The sequence below is a fragment of the Deefgea salmonis genome (assembly GCF_020531905.1).
GTDB lineage: Bacteria > Pseudomonadota > Gammaproteobacteria > Burkholderiales > Chitinibacteraceae > Deefgea > Deefgea salmonis.
This window is the reverse complement of sequence record NZ_JAJAWG010000003.1, coordinates 103,236-119,296: the sequence shown is the minus strand read 5'-3', so window position 1 is coordinate 119,296 and position 16,061 is coordinate 103,236. Positions and strand designations below refer to the sequence as shown.

The following is a 16,061-nucleotide window of genomic DNA, read 5'->3' as shown; positions in this document are numbered from 1 at the left end:
AGTTACATCAAGTTATGCACATTTGTTAAGTTGGTGATTTTTAACTTGTCAATCCCCTTTTAAAAATTTGATGTAAATCGTTGACAAAGTTAAGTTGTTGATTTTATTGAATATATTTTTGTGTTCAATTTTTGTGCAACCTAGGTATAGGCACAGCTTTATTGGGGTTTTTAGGCTTTTTTGCAACTTGCCCACAAAATTATCCACAGAAACTGTGCATAACCTGCTGGCGAAAGCTTTTACGTGTTAAAGAGAGATAAAGTGACTGCTTTTGCCTTGGTTGCACTTGACGTACCGCTTAAAAGGTTATTCGCTTATGCGGTAGCGGGGTTGACGCCAAAGGTGGGGATGCGCGTGCTCGTGCCGTTTGGTCCTCGCCGCCTTTCGGGGGTGGTGATTGAATTACGCGCCGATGCGGCCGATTTTAAAGGTGAGCCCAAAGCGATTTTAGCGGTTTTGGATGATTTACCAGCGTTGCCCGCCGCCACCTTGCAGTTGTGTCAGTTTGTCGCACATTACTATCACTATCCCATTGGCGCGGTGATTGCCGCTGCGCTGCCGAAAGTATTTCGTAGTCCAACCGTGTTTCGTGAGCCTGCGCCAAGTTTGGTGTATTTTGCCGAGGATGTGGTCGAGTTGTTGCGGCAAATTCCCTTAAGAGCGCCAGCGCAGCGCCGTGTCGCGGCATGCTTGTCGGTACCGCATACTCCAGCGGCACTGCGTCGTTTGCATGACAGCGCTTGGCGTTGGGTTAAGGCTTGGCATGAACAAGGCTGGCTGCAGTCCGCGCTTGAGGCCAAGGTTATCGCTAAGGCCAGCGATGATTTGGCGCTCAATGCAGAGCAAAGTCAGGTGGTTGCTGAGCTGACGGCGGCACGTGGTTTTGCGCCGTTCTTGCTGTATGGCATTACCGGTAGTGGCAAAACCGAAGTGTATTTGCAAACCATCGCGCAAGTATTGGCGCGTGGTTTACAGGTGTTGGTGCTGATTCCCGAGATTAATCTAACGCCGCAATTAGAAGGGCGCTTTCGTGCGCGCTTTCCGGGAGTGCCGATGGCGGCATTGCATAGCGGTTTGAATGATACCGAGCGCGCGGTCAATTGGCTGTCGGCATTGCGCGGCGAAGCTAAAATTGTCTTGGGTACGCGTTTGGCGGTGTTCACGCCGTTGCCACAGCTGGGCATGATGATCGTCGATGAAGAGCATGACCCTTCATTTAAGCAACAAGAAGGTCTGCGCTATTCGGCGCGCGATGTGGCGGTGTATCGGGCTAGGCAGGCCAAGGTGCCGATTGTGCTTGGCTCTGCCACGCCGAGTATTGAAAGTTGGGCCAATGCTAAAGCCAAGCGCTATCGCATGCTCACTTTGTCTGAGCGCGCAGTGCCGGGCGCAGTCTTGCCCAAAATCACTTTACTGCCGGTTAAAAATGTCGGGCTCGTTGATGGCTTGCATGTGATGGCACTGGCTGCGATGCATGCCGCGCTCGATCGCGGTGAGCAGGTACTGATCTTTTTAAATCGGCGTGGCTTTTCTCCAGTTTTGCAGTGCGGTGAATGTGGCTGGATGGCCTGTTGTACCCATTGTTCGGCGCGCTTGGTGTTGCATTTAAAAGAGCGCCGTTTGCGCTGCCATCATTGTGGTTATGAACAGGCGATTACGCCGGCTTGCCCAGATTGTGGCAATCATGATTTAAAACCGGTTGGGCAAGGGACGCAGCGGATGGAAGAATCTTTGCCGCAGCATTTTCCGGGCAAAAAAATCTTGCGCATCGATCGCGATTCAACCAGTAAAAAAGGCGAATTGGATGCGGCGTTGGCGCAAGTGCATTCGGGTGAGGCCGATATCATTATTGGCACCCAAATGCTGGCCAAAGGGCATGACTTTGATTTGCTTACAACGGTGATTGTGCTCAATGCCGATACGGGCTTGTATAGCGTTGATTTTCGTGCCGAAGAGCGTTTATTTGCATTATTAACGCAAGTGGCTGGGCGAGCCGGGCGGCGCGAGCGGCCGGGCGAAGTGTTTGTCCAAACCGCGTTTTCTGATCACCCGTTTTATCATCAATTATTAGCGCGAGATTTCGCGCCATTTGCTGAGCGTACATTGCAAGAAAGGCAAATGATGCTGCTACCGCCAGCGAATGCTTGGGCCTTGTTTCGTGCTGACGCGCCAGAATTAGAGCAAGCCTTGTCGGCATTGGCGCAAATTCGGGCCTGTATTGCACCGGAGCCGCATTTATTGCTCAATCAGCCGGTGGCGGCAACGATGCTTAAAAAAGCGGGCGTTGAGCGGGCGCAGCTATTAATTGCCGCGCAATCCAAGGCGCAACTGCAGGCGGTGCTCGATGAGGCTTTGCCGGCCATTGCCGCGCTGAGGTTACCTAAAGTGCGCTGGAGTTTGGATGTTGACCCGATTGAAGTTTAGGGTATGTCAGTCCAGCGGATGCTGTACTAGGATTGCGTCTGTATACCCTTGTGCTACGAATGAAGGGCCCGGCCTTGCTAAATCAAATGTGAGTGGATTCTAAGCGCAAGTAATTAGGCGTAAAAATGATTAGACGTAAAAATGCCAGCATCAGCTGGCATTTTGTATTGGTGATCTTTTATACGGCTTGATCGTTGGTTTCGCCGGTGCGAATACGCACCACGTACTCAACAGGGCTAACGAAGATTTTACCGTCGCCAATCTTGCCGGTATGCGCGGCTTTGATAATGCTTTCGATGGCGGTTTCAACTTGATCGTCCGATAAAACGACTTCGATTTTAACTTTCGGCAAAAAGTCGACCACATATTCGGCACCACGGTAAAGCTCGGTATGGCCTTTTTGGCGACCAAAGCCTTTAACTTCTGTGACGGTAAGGCCGGAAATGCCCAGTTCAGATAAAGCTTCGCGAACTTCATCCAGTTTAAATGGTTTGATAATCGCTTCGATCTTTTTCATGCGGCATTCCATTTGAAGTGTAAATAGTGATGCCCGAGTATAACTAGGTCGGCGAAATCACGCCAAGTGCTGTGATTTATTTGGCACTGGAATGCAAATAAACCGGCCTTTTTGCAGTATTAAGTCGTAGGTATGATTTTTATTTGCCCAATGACAAAGGCTAGCCGCTTGAAAATAAAAGCAATATTTTTTAATTGCAGTGTTTTTAATAAAAAACCCACAAAAAGACTAGACCACTCGGGGCTTGTTCTGTAAGATGCGGTTCTTGTTGGGGGGTTGGCGGAATTGGTAGACGCACTGGATTTAGGTTCCAGCGCCGCAAGGTGTAAGAGTTCGAGTCTCTTATCCCCCACCAGAACAACGATGCAATGCATCAAAACTAAAAAGCCACTTAGCGTAAGCAAGTGGCTTTTTTGCGTTGTAAAAAATATTTATCGTCTTGAAATCACGCTGTTGATCCCGATTTATTCTAGTATTGCCTTATTTGAATGTTGCTGTGACTAGGGTCTGCTGCGTTGGGCCTTGGATGGTCACGTTGCAAAGACTTTGCTATAATGTTGAGCTTTACTGAGTAAAGCTGTCAGAATGGCGTTTTATGGGCATGATTAGGGCAATACGGTAGCTAAATAGGCTTTGGTCCGTTTGTTTTAAATTTTATTGATTAATAATTTCTTCTGGATGAAATTCATCTGGAAATACGTTTGAGGAATACTGGTAATGCAAGCACAACTGGAAACCCTGAGCGCTCTTGAGCGTCGTCTGTCCATTTCGGTGCCACGCGAAGAAATCGCACAGCAAGTGAATGCCCGCCTCAAGCGCGTTGCAAAAACTGCAAAAATTGACGGTTTCCGTCCTGGTAAAGCACCAATGAATATCGTGGCACAAAGCCATGGTTTCCGTGTGCAAGAAGAAGTTTTGGGTGAAACGGTTGAGCGCGCTTTTGGCGAAGCCGTCGTTGAGCAAAAATTGCAAGTTGCTGGCTACCCACGTTTTGAAGCCAAGCAAGATTCAAGTGCCGAAGGTGATTTCGAATTTTTAGCAACGTTTGAAGTTTACCCAGAAGTTAAAGTGGGTGATTTGAGCGGTATTGAAGTGCAAAAACCAACTTTAGTGGTTGGCGACGAAGAAGTGAACAAAACCATCGATATCTTACGTAGCCAACGCACTCGTTTTGAACGTGTTGAGCGTGCTGCAGAGACCGGTGATCGCGTGATCATCGACTTTAAAGGCTCGATCGATGGCGTGGCTTTTGCCGGTGGTTCATCAGACAACTACGCTTTCTTGATCGGCAAAGGCCAAATGTTGCCTGAGTTTGAAGCTGGCGTGATTGGCATGAAAGAAGACGAAAGCAAAGACGTTAGCGTGGCTTTCCCAGTCGATTACCACGGTAAAGATGTTGCAGGTAAAACTGCCGTATTTGCAATCACCGTGAAAAATGTTGCCGCTGCAAACTTGCCTGTAGTGGATGCCGACTTTGCAAAAAGCTTGGGCATCGAAGACGGCGACGTGGAAAAAATGCGTGCAGAAGTGAAAGGTAATTTGGAGCGCGAAGTGCGTTTCCGCCTTAAATCACGCATTAAAGAAAGCGCGATGACTGCGGTGATTGAAGCAACACCAATGGATTTACCACGCAACTTGATCGCGCTTGAAATTGGCCGTTTGGTTGAAGGTGCGAAGGGCGATTTGCAAAACCGTGGTATCGATCCAGCGACAGTGCCGTTTTCACCTGCGATGTTTGAAGCGCAAGCTAAACGCCGCGTTCATCTTGGTTTGGCTTTGTCTGAATTGGTTGAAATCGAAAAACTTTCAACTCAGCCAGAACAAATCAAAGCCATTATCGAAGATTTGGCTCAAAATTACGAAGATCCAAGCGAAGTCCTCGCTTGGTACTACGAAAGCCCTGATCGTTTGTCTGGTCCTACCAATATGGCTTTGGAAGACAATGTGGTTGAGTTTGTATTGTCAAAAGCTAAAGTAACTGAACAAGCGATTGGCTTTGATGAATTGATGGGCCAACAAGGTCAATAATTTAAACTGAGAGGTTGGAATGTCCAGAATGGAATTTGATCCGCAAAATATCGGTCTAGTGCCTATGGTCGTTGAGCAAAGCGGCCGCGGTGAACGTGCGTATGATATTTATTCACGCTTGCTGAAAGAACGGGTCATTTTCCTGGTCGGTCCAGTGAATGATCAAATGGCCAATCTTGTGGTCGCTCAGTTATTGTTTTTAGAGTCGGAAAATCCAGATAAAGATATTTCGCTCTATATCAATTCTCCTGGTGGTTCGGTGACTGCTGGGATGGCGATTTACGATACGATGCAATTTATTAAGCCCGATGTCTCTACTTTATGTATTGGTATGGCGGCTTCAATGGGGGCATTCTTGTTGTCTGGCGGGGCGAAAGGCAAGCGTTTTTCATTGCCAAATTCGCGGATTATGATTCATCAGCCTTTGATTGGCGGTTTGCAAGGCCAAGCTTCGGATATTGAAATTCATGCGCGAGAATTGATCAAGACAAAACGCACTTTGAATGAATTGTTAGCCAAGCACAGCGGACAAGACATTGAAACGGTTGAGCGCGATACTGATCGTGATAATTTCATGAATGCCGACGAAGCGAAAGCTTATGGTTTGGTGGATGAAGTCTTGGTTTCTCGGGCGACTTTGGCAGGTTAACCTCAAGCCGATCTCTAAGTAGCCGCCAGCGAGTCTGGCGGCTTTTCTTTCCTCGGTGAGTTATATTCGGAATGGCTGTTCATGTCTGATAAAGAAAAATTATTGTATTGTTCCTTCTGCGGCAAAAGTCAGCATGAAGTAAAAAAATTGATTGCAGGTCCGCAAGTCTTTATTTGTAATGAATGTATTGATTTGTGTAATGACGTCATTGAAGAAGAAGTGACTGATTTAACGACGGATTCAATTACCACTGGTGAGGGTAAGCGTTTACCTAAACCAACAGAAATTCGCGATGAACTCAATCAATATGTTGTGGGTCAAGAGCGGGCTAAAAAGATTTTATCGGTTGCGGTTTACAATCATTACAAACGCTTGTCGACTAAGGGTCGCGCGGGTAATGACGTTGAGTTGGCCAAATCAAATATTTTGCTCATTGGTCCAACTGGCTCAGGTAAAACCTTGCTGGCACAAACCATGGCTAAATTGCTCGATGTGCCATTTGTGATTGCGGATGCAACGACGCTGACTGAAGCGGGTTACGTTGGTGAAGACGTTGAGCATATTATCGCCAAGCTATTAGCGCAGTGCGATAACGACGTCGAGAAGGCACAGCGCGGCATTGTTTACCTCGATGAGGTGGATAAAATTGCACGTAAATCTGAAAATCCATCGATCACTCGTGATGTCTCGGGTGAGGGCGTTCAGCAAGCGTTGTTAAAACTCATTGAAGGCACGGTGGCTTCTGTACCACCGAGTGGCGGTCGTAAGCATCCAAATCAAGATTTACCTAAAGTTGATACCACCAATATTTTATTTATTTGTGGTGGCGCGTTTGAAGGTTTGGATAAAATTATCCGTAACCGTTCAGTTAAGGGTGGTATTGGTTTTGGCGCTGAAGTAAAAAGCAAAGATGAACGCAAAAACATCGGTGAATTGCTGCATGAAGTTGAGCCTGATGATTTGATTCGTTTTGGTTTGATTCCTGAGTTTGTAGGGCGCTTGCCCGTGGTAGCTACTTTGGCCGAGCTCGATGAAGCAGCGTTGGTGACGATTTTAACTGAACCTAAAAATGCCTTAATCAAGCAATATCAAAAATTGTTTGAAATGGAAAATGTTGAGTTAGAAATTGACACTGAAGCCTTAGCTGCGATTGCCCATAAAGCCATGGAGCGCAAAACAGGTGCGCGTGGTTTACGCTCTATCGTAGAGCAAACACTACTAGACACCATGTTTGAACTGCCTGTGATGGAAGGCGTTGCTAAAGTACTTGTGAATAAAGAAGTCATTACTGCGGCAGCAAAACCTGAGTTTATTACGGTTACAACGCCAACAGATATCGCTAGCAAATAAGTCGTTTTTTTCTCGCCCGCTGCGGTTTCCTCGTTTTGGAGCTGAATGCGGGCGTTATTGTTTATGGCTCTGCAATTGAATTTAAGCGCAGTGACCACATATTGTGAACATACTCTCGATCAGGTCATCCCAATATGTCTGAGCATCAATTACTACCGGTTGAATCTACTTCGTTCCCAATGTTGCCATTGCGTGACGTCGTGGTATTCCCACATATGGTTATTCCGTTGTTTGTGGGTCGTCCTAAGTCGATCAAAGCACTTGAAGCGGCAATGGAAGGCAATAAGCATGTTTTATTAGTGGCACAAAAAAATGCCGCGAAAGACGAACCATCGATGGCCGATTTGTACCCGATTGGTACTGTAGCTACTGTTTTGCAATTATTAAAATTGCCCGATGGCACGGTTAAAGTTTTGGTCGAAGGCCTGCAGCGCGCGGTAGTTGAATCTTTAGAAGATCAAGATGGCTTTTATCAAGCGGTAGCTACCCCGCAGTTATTGGCTGATGAAAGCAATCATGAAGCCGAAGGCATGCGGCGTGCTTTGCTGACGCAATTTGATCAATACGTTAAATTAAATAAAAAAATCCCACCAGAAATTTTAACTTCATTGGCGGGTATTGAAACGGCGGGGCGTTTAGCCGATACCGTTGCGGCGCATTTGCCGCTCAAACTCGAGCAAAAACAAGCGGTGCTGGAAATGGACGACGTGGCAACACGGATGGATCATTTGCTCAAGCAGCTTGAGTCTGAACTAGATATTTTGCAGGTCGAAAAGCGTATCCGTGGCCGTGTGAAACGGCAAATGGAAAAAAGCCAGCGCGAATATTATTTAAATGAACAAGTTAAAGCGATTCAAAAAGAGCTCGGTGAGCTTGATGAAAGTGCTGACTTGGACGAGTTAGAAAAGAAAATCAAAAATGCGGGAATGAGTAAAGAAGCGAAGGATAAAACCGAAGCCGAACTCAAAAAACTCCGCATGATGTCGCCGATGTCCGCTGAAGCGACCGTTGTTCGCAATTATGTGGATACGATGCTGGCTTTGCCGTGGAAAAAGAAAACCAAAATTAGTAAAGATTTGGCCGCTGCAGAGCTGGTGCTAGATGCCGATCACTATGGTTTGGATAAAGTCAAAGAACGTATTGTCGAGTATTTGGCGGTGCAAACACGGGTTGAAAAATTAAAAGCGCCGATTTTGTGCTTAGTTGGCCCGCCAGGCGTGGGTAAAACCAGCTTGGGTGAAAGTATTGCACGAGCAACCAATCGCAAGTTTGTCCGTATGGCTTTGGGTGGTGTTCGTGATGAGGCTGAAATCCGTGGTCATCGCCGCACTTATATTGGCTCAATGCCGGGTAAAATTTTACAAAGTATGACGAAGGTGGGCGTAAAAAACCCGCTGTTCTTACTCGATGAAGTGGATAAAATTGGCAGTGATATGCGGGGTGATCCATCCTCTGCTTTGTTAGAAGTATTGGATCCAGAGCAAAATCACTCATTTAGCGATCATTATCTTGAAGTTGATTATGATTTATCTGACGTGATGTTTGTGGCGACGGCAAACTCGCTGAATATTCCTGCGCCATTATTAGATCGGATGGAAATTATTCGCTTGTCGGGTTACACCGAGGACGAGAAAGTTAATATTGCGTTGAAATATCTCGTGCCTAAGCAAATGAAAAACAATGGCGTTGCTGAAGGCGAGCTGTTGATTGCAGATACCGCGGTGCGTGACATTATTCGTTATTACACGCGTGAAGCGGGTGTGCGTAGTTTGGATCGTGAAATTGCTAAAATTTGCCGGAAAGTGGTTAAAGCTTTGCTAATGAAGCCAAGCGATAAGAAAATCACGGTAGCAAGTAAAAACCTAGATAAATATCTCGGTGTGCATCGTTTTGAATATGGCGTTGCTGAATTAAAAAATCAGATTGGGCAAGTGACCGGTTTGGCTTGGACTGAAGTGGGCGGTGAATTACTGACCATTGAAGCGGTCAAATTACCGGGTAAAGGTAAAATGATTCAAACGGGTCAGCTTGGCGATGTGATGCAAGAATCAATACAGGCGGCGTTGTCTGTTGTGCGTAGCCGTGCGGTTAGCTTGGGGATTGATCCTGAGTTTTATCAAAAAAATGATATGCATATTCACTTACCTGAAGGTGCGACACCAAAAGACGGACCTTCGGCAGGTATTGGCTTGGCGACCGCATTAACATCGGTGTTGACAGGTATACCTGTACGTTGCGATGTTGCAATGACCGGTGAAATTACCTTGCGTGGTGAAGTTTTGCCGATTGGTGGTTTAAAAGAAAAATTACTCGCAGCGCATCGTGGCGGGATTAAACAAGTCTTAATCCCCGAGGGAAATGTCAAAGATTTGGCTGAAATTCCCGACAATGTGAAGCGAGGGCTTGCTATTCATTCCGTCAAATGGTTTGATGACGTATTGGCGCATGCTTTGGAGCGTATGCCTGAGGCTGCGGCTGTTATTGCTGTGGAAGTTCCGGTGATTGAAGGGACTGAAGCGCCACAACCAAGCATTAAACATTAAGCGTTTGAGTTTGGGTTTTTGCCGCGAGTTGTTGACGTTAAAACTACCCAACAAAGTATCAGGCGTAGTTGACACGTATTTTTACTGCTTGATATAACCGTTGTAGCAAACGAAATCACAGTTAAATTTAATTAAATTGAAAGGGGATGTAAGTGAATAAATCTGAACTCATCGACGCAATCGCTGAATCTGCTGGCTTATCAAAAGCCGCTGCTGGTAAAGCGCTGGATGCAACTATTGAAGCTATTTCTGGCGCACTGAAAGGTGGCGATGAAGTGACTTTAGTTGGCTTCGGTTCGTTTTATGTGTCTGAACGCGAAGAGCGCACTGGCCGCAATCCACGTACTGGCGAAAGCATTACGATTGCAGCGGCAAAACAGCCTAAATTCCGCGCTGGTAAGTCATTGAAAGACGCAGTTCAATAAGCTTTTTTTGCTGCATGGTATTTGAAATGACAGCAATGAGTATGCCTCGTTTGTTGTGATTTTTTGATATGGAGTGGTAGTTCAGTTGGTTAGAATACCGGCCTGTCACGCCGGGGGTCGCGGGTTCGAGTCCCGTCCACTCCGCCAAATGAATAAAAGGGCAAACGCAAGTTTGTCCTTTTTTTTATTTTGCGATGCAAATCCCACTCGCTTACAGACAGTGCCGCAGCAATATGGCATGATAACGCGCATGAATAGCAGGAGTTAGCTGGGTATGTTTGATATTGTAAATAAGAATAAAACCGCAGTGACCGTGGTACTGGGGCTAGTTTCTTTGGGTTTAGTGGTTGGCTTGGGGCTTTCTGGTTACACCGCAATGAGTGATGAAAGCACGCCTTATTTAGCCAAAGTAGGTGGCTATACAATTACGGATCGGCACCTTGCCGAAGCGATTGGTAATCAGGCGATTCCAGATAATATGAAGCCGATGGTACTTGAGCAGCTGGTTCGCCAGCGTTTACTACAAGATCGGGCAGTCGCGCTTAAATTAGCCGCGCCTGATCAATTGGTTCGTAATGCGATTATGCAGATTCCTGCATTTCAGGTTGATGGTCAATTTAATGATCAGCGCTATCAGGAAATTTTAGCTTCTCAACAAATGACGCCGGCTATTTTTGAAGAAAAAATGCGTCAAGACATTGTGATGCGTCAGTTGATGGATGGCTTTGTGCAAACTGGGTTTGTATCCAATGCGGCAATGCAGCAGCTTAATCAATTGATGGCTGAAAAGCGTGAAGTCGCTACTGCAACGATCTCTGCCGAGCAATATTTGCCACAAGTGACGGTTTCTGATGCGGAAGTTAAAAAGTATTTCGATGCTCACCAAGCCGACTACAAAAAGCCAGAAATGGTCAAAGTTGAGTATTTGTTGTTGTCACAAAGTGATTTAGCGGCAGCGCAAACGGTGAATGACGCTGAAGTTGAAAAATACTTTGCAGAGCACCAGCAAGAGCTCGCTAAGGAAGAGCGCCGGGCTAGCCATATATTGATTGCAGTGGATAAGAGTGCGAAAGCCGCTGACAAAACGGCGGCTCGTAAACAAGCCGAAGAAATTTTAGCGCAAGTGAAAGCTAATCCGGCTCGCTTTGCTGAATTGGCCAAGCAAAAATCTCAAGATCCAGGCTCCGCTGTGAATGGTGGTGATCTTGGCTTTTTTGCCAAAGGGATGATGGTTAAACCATTTGATGAGGTCGCGTTTAAATTAAATAAAGGCGAAATCAGTAATTTGGTTGAAACAGATTTTGGTTTTCACATTATTCAACTCAATGCGATGAAGTCGGCGTCGTTGGCAGATGTAAAACCGAGTGTGGTTGAAAAGTTAAAACAACAAAAAACACAAAGTCAATTTCCTACTCAAGTAGAGAAATTCACTGAGTTGGTATATCAGCAATCAAATAGCTTAAAACCAACTGCTGATGCATTGAAATTATCAGTAAAACAAAGTGATTGGTTGACGCGTTCAAACGCTGCAGATCCTTTGCTGGGCAATCCGAAAATGCTTGAGGCGATTTACTCCGATGATGTGTTGAAAGCCAAACATAATTCTGAGGCCTTAGAGGTGTCACCGGGTCAGTGGATTTCGGCACGTGTTTTAGAATATAAACCGGCGAGTACTCAAACCCTGTTGGAAGTCACGCCAGTAATTACGGCAAAGCTAAAGCAAGAAAAAGCGCTAGCTTTGGCGATGGCTGATGGTGCTAAAAAATTAGCCGCGTTGCAAGCCGGACAAGTTGAAAATCTAGCTTGGGGACAGCCGCAGGCCTTTACGCGGATCGCTGTTGAAGGGGTTTCGGATGCGAATTTGAAAGCGATTTTCAAAGCCAATACCAGTAAATTACCGGCCTATGTCGGCGGCGCAGTACCAGGTCGTGGCTATGTGATGTATAAAGTGATTAAAGCCATTGAAGCACCGGCCTTATCGACTGAAGATCAGTTCCGTATGCAAGAGAATTTAGCCAAGATGTATGGCCAAGTTGAAATGGCAGCTTTTATTGATGCGATTCGTAAAGATGTCAAAGTGAAGTATCAATTAAAGCCTAAAGCAGAATAAGGTGAGCGATGGATGTCAAAACGGCAGCGTGAAGCTGCCGTTTTTTTTTTGAATTAAAATTGCATTTTTAAGTAATCAAGTCGATATATTAAAACGTAAGACGAGTTTTTATCGTTCCTCAATGCGTAATACCCTGATGGAGGAGCACACCATGACGACTATTTTGGATATGGCCACTGGCCAAGCACTTAGCGTAAGCCGTGACGCAAAATCTAAACTGATGCTGGATGAACAAAGCAATGCACAACAACTGGCTTTGCGTTTGCTTTCTGTTGCGGAGTCAGAAGAAAAACAACCCATTCCTCGACCTCGGCCTTGGCTTACTGCGAATTAATCTGAGCTTGCCAATATGGGGCTCTTTGCTCTAAATAGGCATTGAGTCCTTCTTGCGCCTCTTCATGAGTTCGAATATGCGCAATTCGATGTGCGGTGTCTGAAATCATTGCATCATCAATCGCACGATGATTCACCGACGTAATTAATCGTTTGGTTGCCCCTAGGGCATGCGGACTATTTTGGCCAATTTCACTTAACCAATGCTCAATATGTGCATCCATGTGTTCAATATCTTGATGCTGCTCATTCATTAATCCGATTTGCTGGGCAACGACGCTATTGAATTTTTCTGCGGTTAGAAAATAGCGCCGCGCTGCGTTACTGCCAATGCGGTTGATAATATAGGGCCCAACAATGGCAGGAATGAGGCCGAGTCGTGTTTCTGGAATCATAAACCATGCTTCTTGGCTACAAATCGCTAAATCACAGCACGAAATAATGCCGAGACCAATACCTAAGGCTGGGCCATGAACTCGAGCGATGGTGGGTACCGGAAGACGATCGAGTGTGCGCAATAAAGTGGCTAACTGGATGGCGTCTTCAAAATTAAGGTCGGGATCGGCTGATGCGCCTCGCTTCATCCAATTTAAGTCTGCGCCACTGCAAAAACAGTGACCCGTGGCTTGAAGAATGAGTGCTCTGATTTGTGGGTTTTGCTGCAAAGCAATTAAATGCGCTGTGAGTTCGCTAATCATGACTTCATCGATGGCATTTCGGGTGGCGGGGCGGTTTAGGGTCACTGTTGCAATACCGCGTTGATCGATATTGCAATAGATTGTTTGATCCATTTTTGAACACCTCGACGTCGTTTTGCACTTCCCAAATAGGAAGTTCCTAGGTGGTTTAGCGTAGAAATACGTCAGGCGCTAGGAAATTTTTATTTCAAAGATTGATGCCGATGAACGTATGGATTGACCACGCCATTGCGCGTATTGGCTTTGTTCATCTTGCTCGCTGTGGTAAAGTCGCACACCTCGTTTTGTCTTCTAAGCCTTTATTGATGCAGCCTTCTTTTTTGCCGCAAACTTCAATTTCTCAGTACAGTAAAAATGTAGCGTTCTTGGTTTATCTCTTACATTGTTTTTTAGCGTCACTCTAGGCTTAGCCGCCGTTGTTTTTTTGTGATGATGCTTTTGTGCTCAGAAGCGGCAAAGAAGCGCTTAATTGGTCGATTACTTTGCTACTTTGTGGCTTGGTTTTGGGGTTGATTCCGTTTCTTGGTTGGCTGCTAGCGGGGTTGCTGTATTGTATTCACGTTATTTGTTGTATTTTTGGAGCCATTAATGCAAGAAAAGGATGGCTCTACCGATTTCCTTTTGCACTACGTTTGATTGCTTAAATGAAAATTGTTCTGAGTTTTTTATTATTGCTCGTTTCTACCTCCGCCATGGCCGAAGAGGTGGTGATTAATTCTGGCAAGGTGAGTCTATCAGGCGTTTTCCTTGCGCCACCCAAGCCTATGGGGCCCGCCGTTTTGTTGTTGCATGGCTGTAATCGATTGGAGCAGAATCAAGCTTCTAATCATGAACGCTTGATGAAAATGGCCTCGTTATTGCAAGAAATGAATTTTGGTATCTTGATGCTCGACGAAAATGGGCCCAAAGGAAAACGCCAAGGTTGTTTATCAAATCGCAATAAACGGAAAAACACCGGCTTAAGGGCCAATGATGCACAGATTGCCATTGCTTGGCTTAAAGCAAGAAACGAAGTCGATGCTAGCCGCATTGCGGTGATTGGTTGGTCTGATGGGGCCAGCACCGTGTTGGCTTTAATGAATCGACAAGAGCCCGGCGTTAAATCGGCCGTTGCATTTTATCCAAATTGCCAAATGTTTTTAGGTCGCTCACCTTATCGGGTCGCAGCGCCTACCTTATTGCTGGTCGGCGAAGAAGGCAAAAAGAGCACCGCCGAGTCTTGTCGGCGCTTAGGTGAAAAATCAGGGCAAGACCTCTTTCACCAAGTGAGCTATCCCGATGCCGAGCATGATTTTGCCGATGCTGAGGTCTACAAAAGCAAACTGCAAATGAATAAATTCAGTGATAAACGCGCCAACCCCAATTCAGTGGCCGCGCAAGATGCTTGGCGACGCTCGTTTAAATGGATTTCACGCTGGTTTGATCCCGAGCGCAGTATTCAGGGTATCCCACCGAGCTCTTTGCCTTAATTTTTGCGCTGAATTAATAAAACCATTGCTCATCCCTTGTACCATGGTTAATGTAGCTGATTGAGGTTTAATCAATCTGCATAAGGGGTTTGCAATGACTCGATTTTTGAATCAAATCGTCGTTGGTGATTCGGATGAATTTCGTAAAACACTAACAGAAACGGATGTGGTTTTATTTGCTGGCCTTAGCGGCGACAATAATCCGATGCATATTGATGAAGAGTTTGCCAGTCAAACTCAGTTTGCAGGACGAATTGCGCATGGCATGTTAACCGCCAGTTTGATTTCAACCGTGATTGGCACCAAATTGCCCGGTCCAGGCTGTATTTATATGGGGCAAAATTTGCGCTTTGTGAAACCAGTACGGATTGGCGATACGGTGACGGCGCGGGTCACGGTGCTTGAGATACAGCTCGAAAAGCAAAGAGTAAAATTATTGACCGAATGCTGGGTTAAGGGTGAAGTCGTTCTGACTGGCGATGCTTTGGTCTGGGTGCCTGAACAAAAGTAATGCCGCTTGAGTGCGGCTGTAAATTAAAATAAGCCGCATGGCGATGGAGTTTTTGCAAATGAAGCAAATCGAAGCAGTGTTAGCGCAAGTCAATGGTGTCCGCCTGACAACGTCGAGTGCATATTATCAAGCCGAGGGTGACGGCTTAGCCCTATTGGTGGTCGAAAATACCTTGGGCTCGGCCGTGTTGGCGCTGCAAGGCGCGCACTTGATTTCATACATTCCTGCGCAAGGCCAAGATTTGCTTTGGTTGTCACCCAATGCCATTTTTAAGCCAGCCAAAGCGATTCGCGGCGGCATTCCGCTGTGCATGCCATGGTTTGGTGGTCATCCTGATGGTTTACCTTCGCATGGCTTTGCGCGTGCAATGGATTGGCAGTTGCGCTCTGCGCAAAATTTAGCCGATGGCAGCACCGAGCTGGTTTTATGCTTGCAAGACAATCAACAAACGTTGGCGATTTGGCCACATGCATTTGAATTTGAAATGACTGTTCGAGTTGGCCGTTGCTTGGATTTAAGTTTAAAAATTGAAAATCGAAGCGATACATCCCTACCGTATAGCTACGCATTCCATAGCTACTTTGCTGTTCAGAACTATACCCAGGTTGTCGTTCAAGGCTTGGCCGACTGTGAATATATTGATACCGTGGGCGAGCATTTACGGTTATTGCAAACGGGTGAGATGACTTTTTCCGGCACGACCGATCGCGTGTATTTAAACGTGCCAAGCATACAAAAAATTGTTGATGCACAGCGACAAATTCAGATTGAGAGTGATACACGCAGTGCGGTAGTCTGGAATCCGGGGGCACATGCTGCCAATATTGGCGATCTTGGTGCTGGGGTGAATCAAACATTTGTCTGCGTTGAACGCGGGGATGTATTTGATAATGCGCTCGTGCTGGCTGCCGGTGACACACATACCGCGACAATGCGCTTATCGGTTTAAATCAAGTCATCGATGACGACTACGCCCGGTCAGCACCGGGCATTTTTTTGGGTGG

The 16,061-nt window shown here is 46.1% G+C and carries 14 protein-coding genes and 2 tRNA genes; 14 read left to right on the top strand and 2 right to left on the bottom strand.

All coding sequences use genetic code 11. The features are described from left to right. Positions 1 to 261: 261 nt before the first annotated feature. Positions 262 to 2,424, top strand: a complete 2,163-nt coding sequence (locus tag LG219_RS06820) for a primosomal protein N' (protein ID WP_226763771.1) — start codon at positions 262 to 264, stop codon at positions 2,422 to 2,424. Positions 2,425 to 2,602: 178 nt separating this feature from the next. Here the strand turns inward: LG219_RS06820 and LG219_RS06815 are convergent, their stop codons facing one another. Beyond that, on the bottom strand, positions 2,603 to 2,941 hold the full coding sequence (locus tag LG219_RS06815; protein ID WP_226763770.1) for a P-II family nitrogen regulator: 339 nt from the start codon (positions 2,939 to 2,941) through the stop codon (positions 2,603 to 2,605). Positions 2,942 to 3,211: 270 nt separating this feature from the next. Between LG219_RS06815 and LG219_RS06810 the strand changes: the two genes are divergently transcribed. From LG219_RS06810 to LG219_RS06770, 9 genes are all read left to right on the top strand, one after another. Continuing rightward, positions 3,212 to 3,296: transfer RNA gene (locus LG219_RS06810), tRNA-Leu, on the top strand. Positions 3,297 to 3,658: 362 nt separating this feature from the next. Continuing rightward, positions 3,659 to 4,969 carry a trigger factor gene (gene tig / locus LG219_RS06805; RefSeq protein WP_226763769.1) on the top strand — a complete coding sequence of 437 codons (1,311 nt, stop codon included), beginning with the start codon at positions 3,659 to 3,661 and terminating at the stop codon, positions 4,967 to 4,969. A 19-nt stretch (positions 4,970 to 4,988) separates the two neighbouring features. Next, positions 4,989 to 5,618: an ATP-dependent Clp endopeptidase proteolytic subunit ClpP gene (clpP, locus tag LG219_RS06800; RefSeq protein ID WP_373314847.1), complete on the top strand. Its 630-nt coding sequence runs from the start codon at positions 4,989 to 4,991 to the stop codon at positions 5,616 to 5,618. 81 nt (positions 5,619 to 5,699) lie between these two features. Next, positions 5,700 to 6,968, top strand: a complete 1,269-nt coding sequence (gene clpX / locus LG219_RS06795) for an ATP-dependent Clp protease ATP-binding subunit ClpX (RefSeq protein WP_226763767.1) — start codon at positions 5,700 to 5,702, stop codon at positions 6,966 to 6,968. A gap of 134 nt (positions 6,969 to 7,102) precedes the next feature. Beyond that, positions 7,103 to 9,511 carry an endopeptidase La gene (lon, locus tag LG219_RS06790; RefSeq protein ID WP_226763766.1) on the top strand — a complete coding sequence of 803 codons (2,409 nt, stop codon included), beginning with the start codon at positions 7,103 to 7,105 and terminating at the stop codon, positions 9,509 to 9,511. Positions 9,512 to 9,663: 152 nt separating this feature from the next. Further along, positions 9,664 to 9,936 carry an HU family DNA-binding protein gene (locus LG219_RS06785; protein WP_173531936.1) on the top strand — a complete coding sequence of 91 codons (273 nt, stop codon included), beginning with the start codon at positions 9,664 to 9,666 and terminating at the stop codon, positions 9,934 to 9,936. Positions 9,937 to 10,006: 70 nt separating this feature from the next. Further along, positions 10,007 to 10,083 (top strand) — tRNA-Asp (locus tag LG219_RS06780). Positions 10,084 to 10,210: 127 nt separating this feature from the next. Then, positions 10,211 to 12,046, top strand: a complete 1,836-nt coding sequence (locus LG219_RS06775) for a peptidylprolyl isomerase (protein WP_226763765.1) — start codon at positions 10,211 to 10,213, stop codon at positions 12,044 to 12,046. Positions 12,047 to 12,197: 151 nt separating this feature from the next. Beyond that, positions 12,198 to 12,380, top strand: coding sequence for a hypothetical protein (locus tag LG219_RS06770; protein ID WP_226763764.1), 183 nt, complete (start codon positions 12,198 to 12,200; stop codon positions 12,378 to 12,380). Here the strand turns inward: LG219_RS06770 and LG219_RS06765 are convergent. Continuing rightward, a complete protein-coding gene (locus tag LG219_RS06765) occupies positions 12,367 to 13,170 on the bottom strand; it encodes an enoyl-CoA hydratase-related protein (protein WP_226763763.1) in 804 nt (267 codons plus the stop codon). The genes LG219_RS06770 and LG219_RS06765 overlap by 14 nt on opposite strands. 347 nt (positions 13,171 to 13,517) lie before the next feature. Between LG219_RS06765 and LG219_RS15570 the strand changes: the two genes are divergently transcribed. The 4 genes from LG219_RS15570 (at position 13,518) to LG219_RS06745 (ending at position 16,006) form a co-directional block, all read left to right on the top strand. Further along, entirely contained in the window at positions 13,518 to 13,721 is a 204-nt protein-coding gene (locus tag LG219_RS15570; protein ID WP_226763995.1) for a magnetosome magnetite crystal formation protein family, read from the top strand. Beyond that, positions 13,722 to 14,546 carry a dienelactone hydrolase family protein gene (locus LG219_RS06755; RefSeq protein ID WP_226763762.1) on the top strand — a complete coding sequence of 275 codons (825 nt, stop codon included), beginning with the start codon at positions 13,722 to 13,724 and terminating at the stop codon, positions 14,544 to 14,546. It begins immediately after the preceding gene. A 94-nt stretch (positions 14,547 to 14,640) separates the two neighbouring features. Continuing rightward, complete coding sequence (locus tag LG219_RS06750) at positions 14,641 to 15,057, top strand: MaoC family dehydratase (protein WP_226763761.1); 417 nt, start codon at positions 14,641 to 14,643, stop codon at positions 15,055 to 15,057. Positions 15,058 to 15,115: 58 nt separating this feature from the next. Beyond that, positions 15,116 to 16,006: a D-hexose-6-phosphate mutarotase gene (locus LG219_RS06745; RefSeq protein WP_226763760.1), complete on the top strand. Its 891-nt coding sequence runs from the start codon at positions 15,116 to 15,118 to the stop codon at positions 16,004 to 16,006. Positions 16,007 to 16,061: the final 55 nt, after the last annotated feature.

Coding starts and splice junctions, on each gene's coding strand:
- tig (WP_226763769.1), top strand. CDS start 3,659: ATGCAAGCACAACTGGAAACCCTGAGCGCTCTTGAGCGTCGTCTGTCC.
- LG219_RS06775 (WP_226763765.1), top strand. CDS start 10,211: ATGTTTGATATTGTAAATAAGAATAAAACCGCAGTGACCGTGGTACTG.
- LG219_RS06750 (WP_226763761.1), top strand. CDS start 14,641: ATGACTCGATTTTTGAATCAAATCGTCGTTGGTGATTCGGATGAATTT.
- clpX (WP_226763767.1), top strand. CDS start 5,700: ATGTCTGATAAAGAAAAATTATTGTATTGTTCCTTCTGCGGCAAAAGT.
- LG219_RS06815 (WP_226763770.1), bottom strand. CDS start 2,941: ATGAAAAAGATCGAAGCGATTATCAAACCATTTAAACTGGATGAAGTT.
- LG219_RS06755 (WP_226763762.1), top strand. CDS start 13,722: ATGAAAATTGTTCTGAGTTTTTTATTATTGCTCGTTTCTACCTCCGCC.
- LG219_RS06765 (WP_226763763.1), bottom strand. CDS start 13,170: ATGGATCAAACAATCTATTGCAATATCGATCAACGCGGTATTGCAACA.
- lon (WP_226763766.1), top strand. CDS start 7,103: ATGTCTGAGCATCAATTACTACCGGTTGAATCTACTTCGTTCCCAATG.
- LG219_RS06770 (WP_226763764.1), top strand. CDS start 12,198: ATGACGACTATTTTGGATATGGCCACTGGCCAAGCACTTAGCGTAAGC.
- clpP (WP_373314847.1), top strand. CDS start 4,989: ATGTCCAGAATGGAATTTGATCCGCAAAATATCGGTCTAGTGCCTATG.
- LG219_RS06745 (WP_226763760.1), top strand. CDS start 15,116: ATGAAGCAAATCGAAGCAGTGTTAGCGCAAGTCAATGGTGTCCGCCTG.